This is a genomic window from Deinococcus marmoris, assembly GCF_001949125.1.
GTDB lineage: Bacteria > Deinococcota > Deinococci > Deinococcales > Deinococcaceae > Deinococcus > Deinococcus marmoris_A.
Genome location: NZ_MSTI01000005.1, coordinates 1 through 16306, shown reverse-complemented (window position 1 = coordinate 16306; position 16306 = coordinate 1). Strand labels below are relative to the sequence as shown.

14 protein-coding genes and 1 pseudogene are annotated in these 16306 nt (G+C 64.8%); 10 read left to right on the top strand and 5 right to left on the bottom strand.

Going from position 1 to position 16306, the window contains the following annotated elements; all coding sequences use genetic code 11:
- Positions 1–155: 155 nt before the first annotated feature.
- The 3 genes from BOO71_RS00395 (at position 156) to BOO71_RS00385 (ending at position 6470) form a co-directional block, all read left to right on the top strand.
- A complete protein-coding gene (locus tag BOO71_RS00395) occupies positions 156–911 on the top strand; it encodes an Ig-like domain-containing protein (protein WP_075830021.1) in 756 nt (251 codons plus the stop codon).
- Between the two features lie 28 nt (positions 912–939).
- Positions 940–3645 (top strand): S8 family serine peptidase, encoded by a 2706-nt coding sequence (locus BOO71_RS28995; RefSeq protein WP_303046695.1) that lies wholly within the window; start codon positions 940–942, stop codon positions 3643–3645.
- A gap of 140 nt (positions 3646–3785) precedes the next feature.
- Positions 3786–6470, top strand: coding sequence for a S8 family serine peptidase (locus BOO71_RS00385; RefSeq protein ID WP_075830019.1), 2685 nt, complete (start codon positions 3786–3788; stop codon positions 6468–6470).
- A gap of 24 nt (positions 6471–6494) precedes the next feature.
- Here BOO71_RS00385 and BOO71_RS00380 read toward each other — a convergent pair whose 3' ends face one another.
- The gene (locus tag BOO71_RS00380; RefSeq protein ID WP_075830018.1) at positions 6495–7130 is read right to left on the bottom strand and encodes a lysophospholipid acyltransferase family protein; all 636 of its coding nucleotides are present in this window, start codon (positions 7128–7130) and stop codon (positions 6495–6497) included.
- A gap of 3 nt (positions 7131–7133) precedes the next feature.
- Positions 7134–7769 (bottom strand): (d)CMP kinase, encoded by a 636-nt coding sequence (gene cmk / locus BOO71_RS00375; RefSeq protein ID WP_075830017.1) that lies wholly within the window; start codon positions 7767–7769, stop codon positions 7134–7136.
- Between the two features lie 203 nt (positions 7770–7972).
- Between cmk and BOO71_RS00370 the strand changes: the two genes are divergently transcribed.
- The 4 genes from BOO71_RS00370 to rraA are packed head-to-tail and all read left to right on the top strand — an operon-like array spanning position 7973 to position 11291.
- Entirely contained in the window at positions 7973–8395 is a 423-nt protein-coding gene (locus tag BOO71_RS00370; protein WP_075830056.1) for a cobalamin B12-binding domain-containing protein, read from the top strand.
- 33 nt (positions 8396–8428) lie between these two features.
- Complete coding sequence (locus tag BOO71_RS00365) at positions 8429–9643, top strand: MFS transporter (protein WP_075830016.1); 1215 nt, start codon at positions 8429–8431, stop codon at positions 9641–9643.
- A complete protein-coding gene (locus BOO71_RS00360) occupies positions 9640–10770 on the top strand; it encodes an XdhC family protein (RefSeq protein WP_075830015.1) in 1131 nt (376 codons plus the stop codon). The genes BOO71_RS00365 and BOO71_RS00360 overlap by 4 nt, the downstream gene beginning before the upstream one ends.
- A 35-nt stretch (positions 10771–10805) precedes the next feature.
- Positions 10806–11291: a ribonuclease E activity regulator RraA gene (gene rraA, locus BOO71_RS00355; protein ID WP_075830014.1), complete on the top strand. Its 486-nt coding sequence runs from the start codon at positions 10806–10808 to the stop codon at positions 11289–11291.
- A 79-nt stretch (positions 11292–11370) separates the two neighbouring features.
- Here the strand turns inward: rraA and BOO71_RS00350 are convergent, their stop codons facing one another.
- The gene (locus BOO71_RS00350) at positions 11371–12765 is read right to left on the bottom strand and encodes an acetyl ornithine aminotransferase family protein (protein WP_075830013.1); all 1395 of its coding nucleotides are present in this window, start codon (positions 12763–12765) and stop codon (positions 11371–11373) included.
- A gap of 86 nt (positions 12766–12851) precedes the next feature.
- On the opposite strand from BOO71_RS00350, the gene BOO71_RS00345 reads away from it, so the two are divergent.
- Positions 12852–13229: a four helix bundle protein gene (locus BOO71_RS00345; RefSeq protein ID WP_075830012.1), complete on the top strand. Its 378-nt coding sequence runs from the start codon at positions 12852–12854 to the stop codon at positions 13227–13229.
- A gap of 53 nt (positions 13230–13282) precedes the next feature.
- Here BOO71_RS00345 and BOO71_RS00340 read toward each other — a convergent pair whose 3' ends face one another.
- Positions 13283–14719 (bottom strand): KamA family radical SAM protein, encoded by a 1437-nt coding sequence (locus BOO71_RS00340; protein WP_075830011.1) that lies wholly within the window; start codon positions 14717–14719, stop codon positions 13283–13285.
- Between the two features lie 171 nt (positions 14720–14890).
- Here BOO71_RS00340 and BOO71_RS00335 point away from each other — a divergent pair, with 171 nt between their 5' ends.
- Both BOO71_RS00335 and BOO71_RS00330 read left to right on the top strand, forming a co-directional pair.
- Complete coding sequence (locus BOO71_RS00335; protein ID WP_075830010.1) at positions 14891–15379, top strand: Lrp/AsnC family transcriptional regulator; 489 nt, start codon at positions 14891–14893, stop codon at positions 15377–15379.
- Positions 15376–15927, top strand: coding sequence for a hypothetical protein (locus tag BOO71_RS00330; protein ID WP_139322643.1), 552 nt, complete (start codon positions 15376–15378; stop codon positions 15925–15927). Before BOO71_RS00335 ends, BOO71_RS00330 begins: the two co-directional genes overlap by 4 nt.
- A gap of 68 nt (positions 15928–15995) precedes the next feature.
- On the opposite strand, the pseudogene BOO71_RS00325 reads toward BOO71_RS00330, so the two are convergent.
- Positions 15996–16306: pseudogene (locus BOO71_RS00325) on the bottom strand (IS701-like element ISPlag1 family transposase); the annotation flags it as partial.

Below are 16306 nucleotides of genomic sequence, written 5' to 3'. Positions count from 1 at the left end.
TGCCCCCGTCCTACAAACAGCTTGATCTCGGTTCAAGCCCTCAGACCCAGGAGAAAGCCCCGTGGGGTCCTGCCCGGCTGCCGCCTTAACCTGACGCTTATCAGCCTTTCACCTGACGGACCCCACGCATTGGAGTCCAGCTTCAAGGAGATCACATGAAGAGGACCTCACCCCTCGCACTTCTGGCCCTCACCGGGTTACTGCTCACGGCCTGTGGAGGCTCGGAGACGCCTCAGTCCGGCGACACCACCAAACCCACCGTCACCCTGACGGCGTCTCCCAGCAACGTGCAGCCCGGCGACACCGTGACCCTGACGGCCACCGCAAGCGACAATGTGGGCGTCTTCAAAGTCAGCTTCTACCGGGGCACCACTCTGGTCAATGAGGACACAACGGCCCCCTACACGGTCACCGACACGGTGCCCGGCACGGCCTCCGGCACATTGACCTACCGTGCGGTGGCCAGTGACGCGGCGGGCAACAGCGCAGAAGCCACCGCGACTGTGAAAGTTGATATCGACCCCAATGAACCCAACGACAGCGTGGCGGCGTCCACCCTCCTGAACATCGGCACGCCGATCAGCGGCTTCATCGGCGGCCAGGACCGCGACATGGACTACTTCAAGTTCACGGCCACGGCGGGCGACATGCTCAAGCTGACGGTCAAGAGCACAAGCGTCGACGCCAAGAGTACGCTGGACCCCTACGTGGAAATTCTGCTGGCCGACGGCAAGACGGTGCTGGAAAAGGACGATGACGGGGGCGCAGACCTGGAATCCGAGATCCGTTTCAACGTGCCCACCACAGGCACCTATTACGTGGCCCTGACCAGCTTCGACATCCACGACGATCCCAAGGCCAAGGACGACAAGCCCACCAACACCTATCAGATCGCGCTGACGCGCCGCTGAGTGCCTGCGGATGCCAAGGAGTACCACTGTGAGTAAAGTCAACACGACCAACAGGACCATCAAGACCCTTGCCTTCCTCAGCCTGTCGCTGGTTCTCGGGGCCTGCGGACAGAGCGCCACCACGACGCCCAGCATGGGCAGCGGCCAGCAGGGCATCAAGATGCCGTCCAGCCTGCGGAACACCAGCCAGACTCCAGGAAAATGGTTCGTCGAACTCGCTGGCGACCCGACTGGCCTGACCGCCCAGAGCGTGAGCGGTCAGCAAACTGGCTTCCGGGCGCAGGCCGTGGCACAGGGCATCAAGTACACCGAGGTGCAAAGCTACGACACGCTGTTCAACGGCTTCAGCGTGGAGGCCACCGGGGCGGAGATCAACCGCATTTCCCGCATGCCCGGTGTGATCGGCGTCTATCCGGTTCGCCGTGTCGATGCTCCCCGGACGACGATCAGCCCGAACAGTCTGGCAGCCCCCGAGATGTACTACGCCAAGGGCATGACCGGCGCGGACATCGCACAGAATGAGCTGGGCCTGACCGGCAAGGGTGTCAAGGTCGGCGTGATCGACACCGGGATCGACGTGGATCACCCCGCGTTCAAGGGCCGGATCGTGGCTGGTTACGACTTCGTGGGCGACGACTACGGCAAGGACGGCAAATACGTCCCAGTCCCCGACAACAATCCCGACGACTGTGCGGGCCACGGCACGCATGTGGCCGGGATCGTCGGCGGCAATGTCGCCTCCAACGGCTTCAAGGGCGTGGCTCCCGAAGTCAGCTTTGGTGCATACCGCGTCTTCGGCTGCGAGGGCAGTTCCTATGACGACGTGATCCTGGAGGCCATGGAGCGTTCCGTCAAGGACGGCATGCAGGTCGTGAACATGAGCCTGGGTTCGGCTTTCGACGACTGGGCCGAGACGCCCCTGGCCAAGGCGGGCAACCGCATGATCAAGAAGGGTGTCATTCTGGTCGCTTCTGCCGGGAACAGCGGCGGGGACGGCCAGTACAGCATGGGCGGCCCCACCATGGGCGACAGCGTGATCTCGGTGGCCTCGGTGGATAATGTCAAGGTCGACCTGGCCGCCTTCACCCTCTCGGATGGCAGCAAGATCGGTTATTACCCTGCCACAGGCGCGCCCGCGCCGAAGAAAGGCACGACGCTGCCCATCACCAAGGGGCCAAAGGGCAGCCCTACCGTTGCCAACGACGGCTGCGATCCCTATGCGGCCAACAGCCTGACCGGCAAGGCCGTGCTGATCCGCCGGGGAACTTGCAGCTTTTACATCAAGGCCACCAACGCCCAGAAGGCCGGAGCCAGCGCCATGGTCCTGTACAACAACGCCGCCGGGTACATCAGTCCCACGGTTGAGGGCGACCCGCCCATCACCATCCCAGTGGTCTCCGTCAGCGATGTCGATGGGGCCAAGATCGATGGATTGATCGCTGGAGGGGTCAGCATGACGTTCGACGGTGGCCAATTGACCATCGCCAACCCCACGGCCAACGCCAGCAGCAGCTTCAGCTCCTACGGGATGTCTGCCGAGCTGGAACTCAAGCCTGATATCGGCGCGCCCGGTGGGAACATCTACAGCACCTACCCCCTGAATGCGGGCGATGGCAGCGGATACGCGGTTCTCAGCGGCACAAGCATGGCGTCGCCGCACGTTGCTGGCGCGGTGGCCCTGATTCTCCAGGCTTACCCCAAGACCCAGCCCAAGGATATGCGCGGCCTGCTGATGAACACGGCCTCGCTGCGCTGGTACCTGAACAACGGCACACTTCTGACTGGTCTGCCTGACTACGTGCAGCGTCAGGGTGCGGGCATGGTGAACATCGTTGGCGCATACAGCAACACGGTCAGCGCCACCCCCAGCAAGCTCAGCCTGGGCGAGAGTGCCGCCTTCGCCACACGCAACAAGGTGATCGTGCTGAAGAACACCGGCGCGCGCCGCGAGGTCTACACCGCTTTCAACTATCCGGCCCTGACCGTGGCAGGAACCACCCTGGCCCCCACACCCAATCAGAGTTACGCCACCATGACCATCAATGGCAAGAACGCGGACGCCGATGCTGGCGTGGAAGTTGTTGTCCCGCCCTTCAGCGAGGTCGAACTGAACGTGGTGGTCAGCCCGCCTGCCGCTGCGCCCGACAAGGCCCAGTACGGCGGCTACGTCAATCTGGTCAGCACCACCAGCCCGAGTCTGGTTGTTCCCTACGCTGGCTTCAAGGGCGATTACCAGAGCTTGCAGTCACTGGGCGATCTGATCATCGGCGGCACGAAATACAATGCGCCCCTGCTGGCCGACGACGGTGACGACGCCCTTTACCCTGAAGGTGCCGCCACCACCACGATGCCGGACTACACCTTCAAGCCGGTAGAAGTGACCTACAGTGACGGCACCAAGGACACGGTCATGGACGCCCCCTATCTGGCTGCCAACTTCGCACACCAGGTCCGCACCCTGACCTTCGATCTACTCGATGGGAACGGCGCGGTCGTCGATACCCTCGCGAAGGAAGAGTATCTGGCCCGCAACTGCACCAACGATCTCTCCAAGCAAAGCGACTCCTGTGACGCCCTGAGCCTCTTCAAATGGGACGGCAAGCTCACAGGCGGCAAGGACGCTCCGGCTGGCGTCTACAGCCTGCGCCTGAGCGCACTCAAGCCCCTGGGAGACCCGAGCAATCCCGCCCACACCGAGGTCTACACCAGCCAGAAATTCAAGGTCCTACGCTGAACCTGAGTTGACACGTCGGAGAGAAGAGGGGGGAGGCCGGGTGGCTTCCCCCTTTCGTTTGCCTACCGGCAGAGGCGTGCCGTGCGCTTCCGGTGTTCGCTCACCCCGGCGGTTCACGCCGCGCCTCTACAATCAGCGCCATGTCCCTCAAGACCACCCCTCCCCTGCTGCTGGCCCTGAGCGCCGTGCTGGCGGCCTGCGGCCCAGGTCAGGGCACGCCGCCGGGTCCGGCCACCGGGCCAGGTTTCAAACTCTCCTCCACGGCAGCCAGCGCCAGAACAGGATGGTTTATAGAACTCGCTGGCGACCCGACTGGCCTTACCGCGCAGAACCTCGGCGCGCAGCAGACCAGCTTCCGGGCGCAGGCCAGCGCCAGCGGGGTCCAGTACCGGGAAACTGCCAGCTACCGCACGCTGTTCAACGGTTTTGCGGTGCAGGCCAGCCCGGCGGAACTGGGCCGTCTGTCACGCCTGCCAGGGGTGATCGGCGTGTATCCGGTGCAGCAGATCAGCCCGCCCAGGACCTCCAAAGCGGGGTTGAATGCCCAGGCCCTCAGTCCCGATGTGCAGAGCGCTCTGGCGATGACGGGCGCGGACCTCGCCCAGTCGCAACTGGGGCTGAGTGGCAAGGGCGTGCGGGTGGGCATCATCGACACCGGGCTGGACCTGGGCCATCCAGCCTTTCAGGGGCGCGTCGTTGCCGGGTATGACTTCGTGGGCGACGATTACGACGCCTCGCAACCCGGCTCGAAGCCTGTTCCAGACGCCAGCCCCGACGACTGCCAGGGCAATGGCACCAACGTGGCGGGCATTCTGGGCGGCAACGATCCGGCGGGCGGTTTCGTGGGCGTGGCCCCCGGCGTCAGTCTGGGCATCTACAAGGTCTTCGGCTGCCAGGGCACCACCGACAGCGCCACCCTGCTGACAGCGATGGAACGCGCCAAGGCCGACGGGATGGGGATGCTGAACATCAGTCTGGGCGTGCCATTCCAGTGGCCGCAGTATCCCACCGCGCGGGCCGCCAGCAGACTGGTCAAGCGCGGCGTGGTGGTCAGCGCCGCCGCCGGGGACAGCGGCAAAGGCGGTCCTTACAGCGTCGGCGCACCCGCACTGGGCGAGAACGTGCTGGCAGTGGCATCGGTGGAGAACACGCGCGTGCAACTGGGCAATTTCACGCTGACTACAGGTGGTGCTGTCATCGGCTACCGTCCTGTCAGCGGCTCGCCCACCGCGCCCGTGGGGCTGAATCTGCCCGTGGGCAAACTGCCGTCCAGCACGCCCATCACTGACAACGACGGCTGCTCCATCGACGGCCTGAATCCGTACAAGGCAGGCAGTCTGAACGGGCAGGCCGCGCTGGTCCGCCTGGGCAACTGCGCGGCCCGCGAGAAGATCATCAACGCCCAGAACGCCGGGGCGCAGGCCATCGTGTTTTACAACAACCAGCCCGGCTTTGCCTCCATGACTGCTGCCCCGGCCACTCCCGATGACAGCAGATCCATCGACATCCCCGTCGTCTCGGTGCTGGCTGCCGATGGCACGCGGATCGACGCCGCAATCGCGGGTGGGGCGCGGCTGACCTTCAATGCAGACCCACAGACCTTCGACAATCCCAGCGGCAATACCCTCAGCGCATTCTCGGCTTTTGGCGTTTCGCCGGATCTGGAGCTGAAACCCGATCTGGCCGCGCCGGGGGGCTGGGTCCGCACCACCACACCCCTGAAGTCGGGTTCCGGTGGATACGCGGTTCTCAGCGGCACAGGACTGGCTGCGCCGCAGGTGTCGGGCATTGCCGCGCTGCTGCTTCAGGGGCGGCCCGGCATCCAATCGAAGGACATGGCGGCGCTGCTGATGAACAACTCGGCCCTCCTAACCACCCTGGACGGTCCCCCGGCCCCCGTGCAGCAGCAGGGCGCGGGGCTGGTCAACGTGCTGGCAGCCTCCAGCAATCCGGTCACGGCCACCCCCGCCAAATTGAGCCTGGGGGCCAGCCAGACCTTCGGCCCCCGCAGCAAGGTAATCGTGCTGCGGAACAGTGGCACACAGACGGAAACGTTCACGGCAACGAATGTTGCGGCGCAGAGCCTGGACCGTCTGGGCAACGTCATGCCCCCTCAGCCCACCGGCATGACCATCAACGGCCAGACCGTGGACGGCGGCGGCGTCCGCATCACTGTCCCGGCAGGCGGAGAAACAGAATTGAATGTGCTGATCACGCCTCCGTCCCGTCCCGTGCTGGGGCAATACGGCGGTGCCATCGCCCTGAGCAGCGCCAGCGGACGCCGCATGGTCATTCCCTACAGCGGGTTTGTGGGCAATTATCAGGCCCTGACGGTGCTGGGCGACGTGAGTTTCGACGGGGGCCGGACCTTCAAAAACTTTCCGGCGCTGTACGATCCCAGGACCTTCGAGTTCTACCCGGAAGGGCTGAACCTCGCCGATCCGCCCGCCTACACCCTGAAAGACGTGCAGGTCTTCGACGACAACGGCCAGAAAATTACGGTGCTGGACGCCCCACAAGTGCTGGTTCACTTCGGTCATCAGGCCCGCCGCCTGACGCTGGAGGTGCTGGACGGGGGCGGCGCGAGCCTGGGCAGCGTGTTCACTCAGGAATACATCGGGCGCAGCGCCACCAACATTTACACGGACCCGAACAGCGACGCCTTCAGTTTCGTGGGCTGGGACGGCACACTGGCGGGCGGGCAAATGGCCCCCGCCGGAACGTACCAACTGCGACTAAGGGTGCTGAAGGCGCTGGGAAATCCCGCCGCTCCCACCGACACCGAAACTTACCTGAGTCAGAAATTCACGGTGGTGCGGGAGTAGGCAGAGGCCACTTCTGGCCCCGTTCTACAGCACGCTGACTGCATTTTCCCAGCGCAGGGTCAGGCCGCGCAGGCTTTCGTCCTGGGGATACAGCGGCGGCCCAAAGCGCACGTACCAGCGCCCGCCGGGCAGGCCGCGCGGCAGCCACGCCGGGCGCTCGTGCCACACGCGCACGGGGACGATGGGCACCTTCGCCTTGAGGGCCAGCAGCGCCGCGCCGCCGTGCAGGCCCTGGCCGTTGCGGGTGCCCTGCGGAAAGATGCCCACCATACCGCCGCGCCCCAGCACCCGCAGCGACTGCCGCAGCGCGCGGGTGTCTCGCCCGCTACGGTCTACCGGAAAGGCCCCGGTGGCGCGCAATATCGGCCCGATGGCGTGGGGGCCGATGACCTTCCACTCGAAGGCATCCCGCTTGGTCATGAATTGCAGGCGGTGCAGTTTTGGCGGAATGGCGTAACCGATGGTGAAGGGGTCCAGCGCCATCGCGTGCGTTCCGGCCACAATGACCCCGCCCTCTGGCCCGCCGCGCGGCAGATGTTCCAGCCCGCTGACATGCACGCCGCCGCCGTAAGCCACGACACGCCCCACGCACCAGTGGATGATTGGATAGAGCCGGGGATGCGGCGTGGGGATGGGTTCGGGCTGTGTAGGTACGGGCATGGATTATGCGGAAGTCACTTGCTCGGGCAACTGCGCCAGAATGGTCTGGATTACGCCGTCCAGGGTCAGCGGGCCGGTGTCGATGACCACCGCGTCGAGGGCAGGCGCGCTCTGCACGCGGTCCAGCTCGTCACGGCGGATCAGGGCGGCCTCAATGGCAGGGACATCCTCCGGGCGCTCCTGGGCGCGGCGCTGGGCACGGATGTGGGGGCTGGCGGTCAGGTAGAACTTGGCCCCGGCACGGGGAAACACGTTCGTTCCCATATCCCGGCCCTCGGCCACGAAGGGGGACGGCAGGGCGCGGAGCTGGGCGTCCACCCACGCCCGCACCTCGGGCAGCACGGCCACCACGCTGACGCCCCGGTCCACGCGGGTGGAGTGCAGTTCGTCCGTCAACTCGCGCCCGTCCTGCCACACGCGGTTGCCCTCTGCCAGCGGTTCCAGACGCAACGGATGGGTTTGCAAATGGGCCAGCAGCGCGGGAGCGTCGTGCAGGTCCAGCCCGGCCTCTAAGCCCAGCAATGTCGCGGCGCGGTACAGCAGGCCGCTGCTGACATACGGCACGCCCAGCGCCCGCGCCACGCCCCCCGACACGCTGGATTTGCCGCTGGCCGCCACGCCGTCAATGGTCACGATCATCAACTGGGCAGTGTACAGGGTGCGGACTGATGCCGGGGGCAGGACTTCAGGACAACTGGCCGCAAAAAGGTCTTTCAGAGCGGGACAGCGGCACCTCACACGGCACACTCCACGCGTCCACCACACCGCCGCCCACCAGCCAATGCCCTAGAATCAAAACAAACGCCCGTTAGGAGGCCCGTATGGACCACAACAAGAGTGAAATGTCAGACCGCCGGATACGGGTGCTGATCGCCAAGCCGGGCATGGATGGCCATGACCGGGGCGCGAAAGTGGTGGCCCGCGCCCTGCGCGACGCCGGGATGGAAGTGATTTACACGGGGCTGCGCCAGACCGCCGAGATGATTGTCAACGCCGCCGTGCAGGAGGATGTGGATGCGATTGGCCTCAGCGTGCTTTCGGGGGCGCACATGCACTACTTCCGCGACGTGATGGCGCTGCTGAAGGAAAAAGATGCCACCGACATCATCGTGTTCGGCGGCGGCATCATCCCTGATCAGGACCTGCCCAAGCTGAAGGAACTGGGCGTGGGTCAGGTCTTTACACCGGGGGCGAATACCGGGGACGCCGCCACCTACCTTCAGGAAGCAGTCACCGAGCGCTGGCGGGCGCAAGGGGAGGGATGAGCATCTTCCCTTCGTCTCTGTGTAGCCCTCGCCATGAGTAAAGCTGCCCCCGCACCCCAGCAAATATCCCGCATTGAACTGGGCCGTCTGGTGCCGCTGTACGCCGCGCAGGCGCTGGCCACCGGGGCCACCACCGTCAGCACCATCCTGGCAAGCATCATCATGGGGACGCTGGGCTTCGGCAGTCTGTCGGGTCTGCCCAGCACGCTGATCAGCGTGTCGGCGGCGCTGTCGGCGGGGTTCTTCGGGGCGCTGATGCTGCGTTCGGGGCGCAGGCTGGGGCTGGGGCTGGCCTTCGCGCTGGGCACGCTGGGCGCGGTGCTGGGCTTTTTTGGGGGCAAACTGGGCCTCACGCCTCTGTTTCTGGTGGGCGCGTCCATGATGGGCGCGGCGCAGGGCGGCTACCAGCAGGCCCGCTACGCCGCCGCCGAGAGCGTGCCGGACAACCGGCGCGGCACGGCCCTGGGCGCGTTGATGCTGATGAGCGTGCTGGGATCGTTCCTGATGACCGGCTTCTCTCACCCCATCGAGCGGCTGGCCGTTACCTTTGGAACCACCCCGGAGATCGTCGGCTGGCTGGTGGGCGGCAGTCTGCTGGGCGTGGCCGCGCTGCTGATGCTGTTCTGGACACCAGTGCGCGAGCCAGTCGCGGCAACAGTCGCCGGGGCCACCCGCAAGACCCCCTCCTTTTCGGAGGCGTTCCGCGTTCCCGGCGTTCGCAGCACCGCGCTGGCGCTGGCCACCGCACAGGGCCTGATGGTCACGCTGATGAGTCTCACGCCGCTGCGGGCGCACAACATGGGCATGGACCACACCAGTATTGCCGCGCTGATCAGCGGACACATTCTGGGCATGTTCGGCTTCGGCTGGCTGACTGGGCCACTGATTGACCGCCTGGGCGTGCGCGTGGGCTACGTGGGCGGCGCGGTGCTGCTGTGTGCGGCGGCCCTGACCGCAGCGCAGCCGGGGACCGGGGCGCTGGGCCTGAGCATGTTCCTGCTGGGGCTGGGCTGGAACCTGGCCTTCGTGTCGGGCAGCAAGGCACTGACCCACTTTCCCGCCGTGCAGGGCGTCACCGATGGCCTGGGGTACATCACGGCAGGGGCGGGGACACTGCTGGGCGGTTTCCTGATCGCCCGCTCAGGCTTCCCGACGCTGGCCTACACCTGCGCCGTGCTGGCCCTGCTGCCGCTGTTCAGCGCGTGGCGGGCCGGAAAATCGGCTGCGCCTTCTGGTAAACCTGCATGAACGCCGCCGAAACCCGCGCCCTGCTGGACGCCCTGAACGCTGCTACCGCCAGAGGCCAACGCGCCGCCCTCGCCACCGTCGTGGGAGTGCAGGGCAGCGCCTACCGCCGCGAGGGAACACGGATGCTGGTGCTGGACGACGGCGCACAGATCTGCATGCTCTCCGGTGGCTGCCTGGAGGCGGAAGTGGTGGAGGTGGCGCTGGAAGTGATCCGCAGCGGTACGCCTGCCATCACCCATTACGATCTGTCCGAGGACGCCACCTGGGGCCTGGGCATCGGCTGCGGCGGCAGCGTGGACGTGCGCGTGGAGCGGGTGGATGGGGATGACCCCGTGATGGGCGCGTGGCTTGCGGCGCTGGAAAAGGGGGAACTGGCGGCGCTGGCCGTGCCGCTCAGGGGCGAGGGCCGCCTGCTGATCACGGCGGACGGGGAAACCCAGGGCCACCTCTCCCCCGCCCAGCTACGGGATTTTGCCGTTCAGGCCGCGCAGGAACGCCTGAGCCAGTTAGAACCTCGCGCCGTCACGCTGGCCGCGCCAGACGGTACACCTCTCTTCATTGACATCAGCACGCCACCGCCGGTGCTGGTGCTGTACGGCGCGGGCCATGATGCCATGCCGCTGGCGCGTGGGGCGCACGGTCTGGGCTACGAAGTGCATGTCATTGACCCACGCGGCGCTTACCTGACGCCAGGGCGATTTCCGGGAGCGATCCTGCATGACCTCGCACCGGAGGAATTGGAGCAGTTCACGCCGCCCGCTCGCGCCAGCCTGCTGATCATGAACCACCATCTGGACCGGGACCGCATCTGCTTTCAGCACGCACTGAACTCTGGCGCACCTTACGTGGGTGTCCTGGGACCGCTGAGCCGCGCCCAGGGTCTGCTGGATGAGTTGGAGGCCGAAGGCGTGACGTTCGGCGACACTCAGCTCTCCCGCCTGCGTGCGCCCGTGGGTCTGCGCCTGGGTGCAGAAGCCCCGGAGGAAGTGGCCCTGAGCATCCTGGCCGAACTGATGGCGTGGCGGCGCGGCTATGACGGCGGCTTCCTGAGCGGCCACGACGGGCGCATTCACTACGCCCACACGCACGCGGCGAGTCCGGCGCTGGGGGCGTCCCCGGAGCAGTAACCGCCTTCCGGCCCTCTCAACGGGTTCAATACAGCATGACCCCCTTGACCCCCACCTCTGACCTGTGCGACGCCCACCCGGAAGCACAGGTCTTTGCACCTCTATTCCAGAACTTTGGAGGGCAGGCGCAGTTCAGCGGTCCCGCCTTCACCCTACGTGTCTACGAGAACAACACGCCCGTGCGCGCCACGCTGGAAACGCCGGGCGAGGGCCGCGTGCTGGTGGTGGACGGCGGCGGCAGTCTGAACTGCGCGCTGGTGGGCGATCAACTGGCCGGGCTGGGCGTGGAAAACGGCTGGGCAGGCATCATCGTCCACGGCTGTGTGCGCGACACGGCGCAGCTCTGCACCATGCCCATCGGCATCCGGGCGCTGGCCGCCCATCCCCGCCGCAGCGGCAAGGCAGACGTGGGCGAGCGGGATGTAGTGCTGAACTTCGCGGGCGTAACGGTGCGGCCCGGCGACATGATTCATGCCGACGAGGACGGGATTTGCGTGCTGGCCCCAGCAGCGGACAGGTAAAACAGCAGATTCCACCCGTCGCTCGCAAGATGGGTGGAATCTGCTGGTGGCTCAGGTCAGTTCGGCCTGAACCAGTGGTTTATGTCTGGGCCAGACCCCGCAAAGCCTCCCGCATAATTTCCAGTCCGGTCTCCGCGTCCTCACGGGTCAGGATCAGGGGCGGGCTGACGCGGATCACGGCCTCGCCACAGTCCAGATTCAGCAAGCCGCGCTCAAAAATGGCAGTGCTGGCGCGGTCCCGCAGCTTTCCGTCCGGGCTGCCATCGGGCTTAACAAACTCTATTCCGATGAACAAACCCTCGCCGCGCACATCGCCCATGAAGGGAAATTCGGCTTGCATGGCCTTCAATTCGGACAGCAGGTAAGCGCCCACGTCGGCGGCGTTCTTCATCAGGCTCTCGCCGCAGCCGGGGTGCTTGACCACACCTTCAATCAGGTCCAGGGTGGCGTGGGCCGCCGCCGCTGCCACCGGGTTGCCGCCGTAGGTGCTGCCATGAGAGCCGATGGGCCAGGTCATGACCGACTCCTTCGCCAGCAGCGCGGAAATGGGCATGCCCGAAGCAATCCCCTTCGCCACCGTGATCATGTCGGGCTGAACCTCGCCGTAAATGCCAAAGTGCTGGTACGAGAACATCTTCCCGGTGCGGCCCATTCCGGCCTGAACCTCATCGTAAATGAGCATGATGCCGTGTTCGTCGCACAGCGCCCGTAAGCCGGGCAGGAAATCGGCGGGCGGCACGATGTAGCCGCCCTCGCCCTGCATGGGTTCCACGATGATCGCGGCCACTTCATCGGCGGGAATGACGCCCACGAACAGCTCGCGGATGTGGTTCAGCACGGCCTGACCGCAGGCTTCGGGGGTGGACCCCAGCGGCGGGCGGAAGGGGTTGGGATACGGCACATGTGACACGCCGGGCAGCAGCGGGCCAAAGCCGCGCTTGTACTTGGTCTTGCTGCCAGTCAGCGTGATCGCGCCGTAGGTGCGCCCGTGAAAGCTACCCATCGTGGAGATGATGTGCGCCCGTCCGGTGTGGTTGCGCGCCAGCTTGACGGCAGCCTCCACGGCCTCCGCACCGGAGTTGCCGAAGAAGACGCGCCACTTCTCTGTACTTCCATCGGGCAGGGGCCGCTCCACATGCTTGACCAGCCGCTCGGCCAGACTGGTGGTAATTTCCTGCGGGTAGTCGCTCAGGCAGACATGCGTGAATTTGGTGACCTGCTCCTGCACGGCCTTGACCACATGCGGGTGGGCGTGGCCGGTGGTGGACACGGCGATGCCCGCGAAGAAATCAAGCATGGTGTTGCCGTCCGGGTCACTGAGCCACACGCCCTCGCCGTGATCCGGCACGAAGGGGTACGGGCGCACGTAGGACGTGGAGAGGTGGTGGGCGTCGCGCTCCATGATGGCCTTGGTCTTGGGGCCAGGGAGGGAGGTTTTAAGGATGGGTTGGCGGGCTTTGGTGGCAGTGGTCATGGTGGCTCCTTTGGACATCTAAGGGTCTAAGAGTCTGAGGTTCTAAGGGAAAGACTGGGGGCTTGCCAGAAGGGTAAGGTTCGGAGATGGACGAGACATATTTTCCGTTTGAGGGGCTGGGGGTGTATTCGCTAGCGCTTGATTTTGCTGCCGAGGTTTATCGCCTGTCCGAGAGGTTTCCAGATCATGAGCGCTTCGGCCTGACCAACCAGATGCGGCGTGCGGCTGTATCGGTTTCGCTGAATATCGCTGAGGGAAGAGGGCGAGGCACAGACCGCGAATTCATCCGATTTCTGATGATCTCGCGCGGCTCCCTGTTTGAAGTCGTCAGCGCCTCTCAGATCGCCCATCGCCTCAACTACCTTGACGCTGAAAGTCTCAACATTCTGCGCCAGCAAGCCAGAACCCTCTCCGCCAAACTTATGACCCTGATCAAACGCCTCGGCCCAGTCCCCAGCTCCTAATCTCTGGCCTCTAGCCCTTAGACCCTTGACCCTTAGACAGCGGCAAAGCCGCCCTAATCCCCGCTATGCACCGGAATCGGCACATTCACTTTGCCGTCTGGCGAGGTGTCGCTGACGCTGGCGGGGTTCGGTGCGCCCACGCCATACGCTGTCCACTTGTCCTCGCGGCTGTTCAGGCGGTGGCTGACCCCGCCGGGGCGGTGGTGCGTGTCGCTGAATCCGGCAGGCTCAATGGAGATGCGCTCTCCCTGCATCAACCCGTAGATGCCGCTCTGACCGGGTTCCTTGCGCTCCCAGTCATCAGGAACCATCATGTCCGGCCCCACATAATCGGTAGGTTCGGTGTACGCGGCGATATAGCCCTCGAAGTTCCGCAGAATCAGCTTATCGGGGCTGTGGCTCAGCACGTAATTGGGCGCAACTGGAATCTTGCCGCCGCCGCCAGGCGCGTCCACCACATAGGTAGGAATGCTGTAGCCGGAGGTATGCCCGCGCAGGCTTTCCATGATCTCCAGCCCCTTGCTGACGGTGGTCCGCAGATGGCCCGCGCCGTGAACGAGATCGCACTGGTAGATGTAGTACGGGCGCACGCGAATCTTGACCAGCTCGCGCAGCAGCTTCTGCATGATGACCGGATGGTCATTGATGCCGCGCAGCAGCACGCTCTGGTTGCCCAGCGGGATGCCCGCACGAGTCAGGCGATCACAGGCGTCGGCCACCTCGGGGGTGATTTCCTTGGGGTGGTTGACATGAATGTTCATCCACAGCGGGTGATTCTCGGCCAGCACGTCGCACAGTTCCTCGGTCACGCGCATGGGCATGAACACCGGAACGCGCGTGCCGATGCGGATGATCTCGATATGCTCGATCTTGCGGAGTTCGGCCAGCAGGCGGCCCAGCACCTTGGGCGCGAGGGTCAGCGGATCGCCGCCCGACAGCAATACGTCGCGTACCTGGGGCGTGTTCCGCAGGTAGTTCAGTTGCGCCTCGTACTCGGCGGGATTGAACGTTTCGGTGGGATCGCCCACGATGCGGCTGCGGGTGCAGTAGCGGCAATAGCTGGCGCACTGCGTCGTCACCAGCATCAGCACGCGGTCCGGGTAGCGGTGGACCAGACCAGGGACGGGGCTGTGCTTGTCCTCGGCCAGCGAGTCTTCCATCATGGACATGAACGGCTCTAACTCGTGGTGCGTGGGAATCACCTGACGGCGCACCGGGCAGGTGGGATCGTCGGCGTCCATGAGGGAGGCGAAATACGGCGTGATGTCCAGCCGGAAGATGCCCTCAGCACTGGCCCCGGCGTGTTCGCTCTCGGTCAGGCGGATGACCTCTTCCAGTTCGGAAACGGAGTTGATGCGGTTCTTGAGCTGCCATTTCCAGTCAAACCACTTTTCGTCGGGAACATCGGCCCATTTGGGGGCACGGTGACCACGGGGCAGCATCTGCTGGCTGCGGACCGTGGCCTGCGGGTGTAGGGGGGCGTGGGACATTGAAGCCTCCTGGGAGAGAGAAACGTGAATTGCTTGACCTTTATTCTTCACGTTTTGCCCCCACCATTGGAAGGCGCGCAGGCCAGCAGATTGGTGGGGTCAGGTGGCCGTTTCTCTGGCAAATGCCACGCCTGACCTTGCATATGCCAACTGCGGTGCTAAACTCTGGTTATGCGACAGATGGGCGGCTCTCTCGATTCGCTGGATCACCGGATCTTGCAAGAACTCCAGACCGATTCGCGGCTCTCGATGCGCGAACTGGGCCGCCGGGTGGGACTCTCGGCCCCCGCCGTGACCGAGCGCGTTCGGCGGCTGGAGGACGCGGGCGTGATCCTGGGCTACGGCGTGCGCGTTGCCAGCAAACCGCTGGGGCGCACCATCACCGCGTTTATCGGCGTGCAGGACAGTGGGCGCAACGATCCCACCCTGGTGCGCTGGGCCACCGCCCACGACGGTGTGCTGGAATGCCACAGCGTCACCGGCGACAACTCCTGCATCCTGAAGGTGGCCGTGCCGGACGTGGGGGCGCTGGAAACCATGCTGGGCGACCTGATCGGCATGGGCTTTACCTGCGACACCAGCATCGTGCTGAGTACGCCGCTGGAAGGAAAATTGCTGCTGCCACCGAAGGAACGGGCAATGGGCCGAGCGGAGCCGTGACCGCTCGCCCCGCTTATCTTGTGGTTCACAAGCTGGCCCAGTTCACAGACGAGTGGTATCAGGATTACACCACCGATCTGGAGGGCGTCAATCCCGCTGGCCTGTATGAGACGCAGGAACAGGCAGAGGCGGCCATCCTGACCCTGACGCGGCGGGCCATGCGTGGAGCGACGTTTGATGATTTGCAACTGGATGAGGAAACCGACTACAGGCTGGCCGAGTTGCTAAAACAGCCTGACAAACTAAGTCCCATACTGCGGTCCAGTCTGCCCGGATTCGTGAGCCGCATGAAACCGCTGCTCGCCAATCTGAGCGACGTGCAACTGGACCGGCTGATCGAGCAGGCCGGAATCTGCCTGTACCACATTCTGGAAACAGAGCTGGACGAAGGGACGCGGCAGGTGGCCCACGCCGCGCTGATTCTGACCCCGCAACGGCCCTTTATTGGCCTGGAATTGTGTTACGAAGAGGAGGATGAGGACGGCGAGCATCCCCAGCAGACCATTCAGAAAGTGACGATCCGGTGGTGGCGCGGCTCAACCGGGTGACGCAATTGTTCGGGCGGCGCTACGCCAATGGCCTGCCCATCTAGGCGCTCGGTTTTTAGGATTAGGGCTTACGCGAAACTTACAAATGGGTTAGCAAGTTGCTGACGCATGTACTCGTCGAGGAGGCCAAATTTCAGTGCGTATATCGTCTTCTTTGCCTCTCGCGCAGCTTGGGCCAATCGAATCCAGACCAGCATCGCTATGCCAACATGATTGCGCTGAGATCGTCCTAGACGGCACTGACAGCCTTCAATCCCTGTGATCTGCTTCAGTTCGCGGTGAAAGACCAGGGCAGCCCAGCGGACGACGAGCGTCTGGCGCACGTCGTCCGCAGTCTGTAAAGCTGGGTCGTTGGTCACGACCCATTCCGTGCGCTCGG

Bases quoted from the DNA above. Each gene is read 5' to 3' on its own strand.
- BOO71_RS00350 (WP_075830013.1), bottom strand. From the start codon at position 12,765: ATGACCACTGCCACCAAAGCCCGCCAACCCATCCTTAAAACCTCCCTC.
- BOO71_RS00380 (WP_075830018.1), bottom strand. From the start codon at position 7,130: ATGCCCGTACCTACACAGCCCGAACCCATCCCCACGCCGCATCCCCGG.
- BOO71_RS00335 (WP_075830010.1), top strand. From the start codon at position 14,891: ATGCGACAGATGGGCGGCTCTCTCGATTCGCTGGATCACCGGATCTTG.
- BOO71_RS00360 (WP_075830015.1), top strand. From the start codon at position 9,640: ATGAACGCCGCCGAAACCCGCGCCCTGCTGGACGCCCTGAACGCTGCT.
- BOO71_RS00395 (WP_075830021.1), top strand. From the start codon at position 156: ATGAAGAGGACCTCACCCCTCGCACTTCTGGCCCTCACCGGGTTACTG.
- BOO71_RS00385 (WP_075830019.1), top strand. From the start codon at position 3,786: ATGTCCCTCAAGACCACCCCTCCCCTGCTGCTGGCCCTGAGCGCCGTG.
- BOO71_RS00340 (WP_075830011.1), bottom strand. From the start codon at position 14,719: ATGTCCCACGCCCCCCTACACCCGCAGGCCACGGTCCGCAGCCAGCAG.
- cmk (WP_075830017.1), bottom strand. From the start codon at position 7,769: ATGATCGTGACCATTGACGGCGTGGCGGCCAGCGGCAAATCCAGCGTG.
- rraA (WP_075830014.1), top strand. From the start codon at position 10,806: ATGACCCCCTTGACCCCCACCTCTGACCTGTGCGACGCCCACCCGGAA.
- BOO71_RS00345 (WP_075830012.1), top strand. From the start codon at position 12,852: ATGGACGAGACATATTTTCCGTTTGAGGGGCTGGGGGTGTATTCGCTA.
- BOO71_RS00365 (WP_075830016.1), top strand. From the start codon at position 8,429: ATGAGTAAAGCTGCCCCCGCACCCCAGCAAATATCCCGCATTGAACTG.
- BOO71_RS00370 (WP_075830056.1), top strand. From the start codon at position 7,973: ATGTCAGACCGCCGGATACGGGTGCTGATCGCCAAGCCGGGCATGGAT.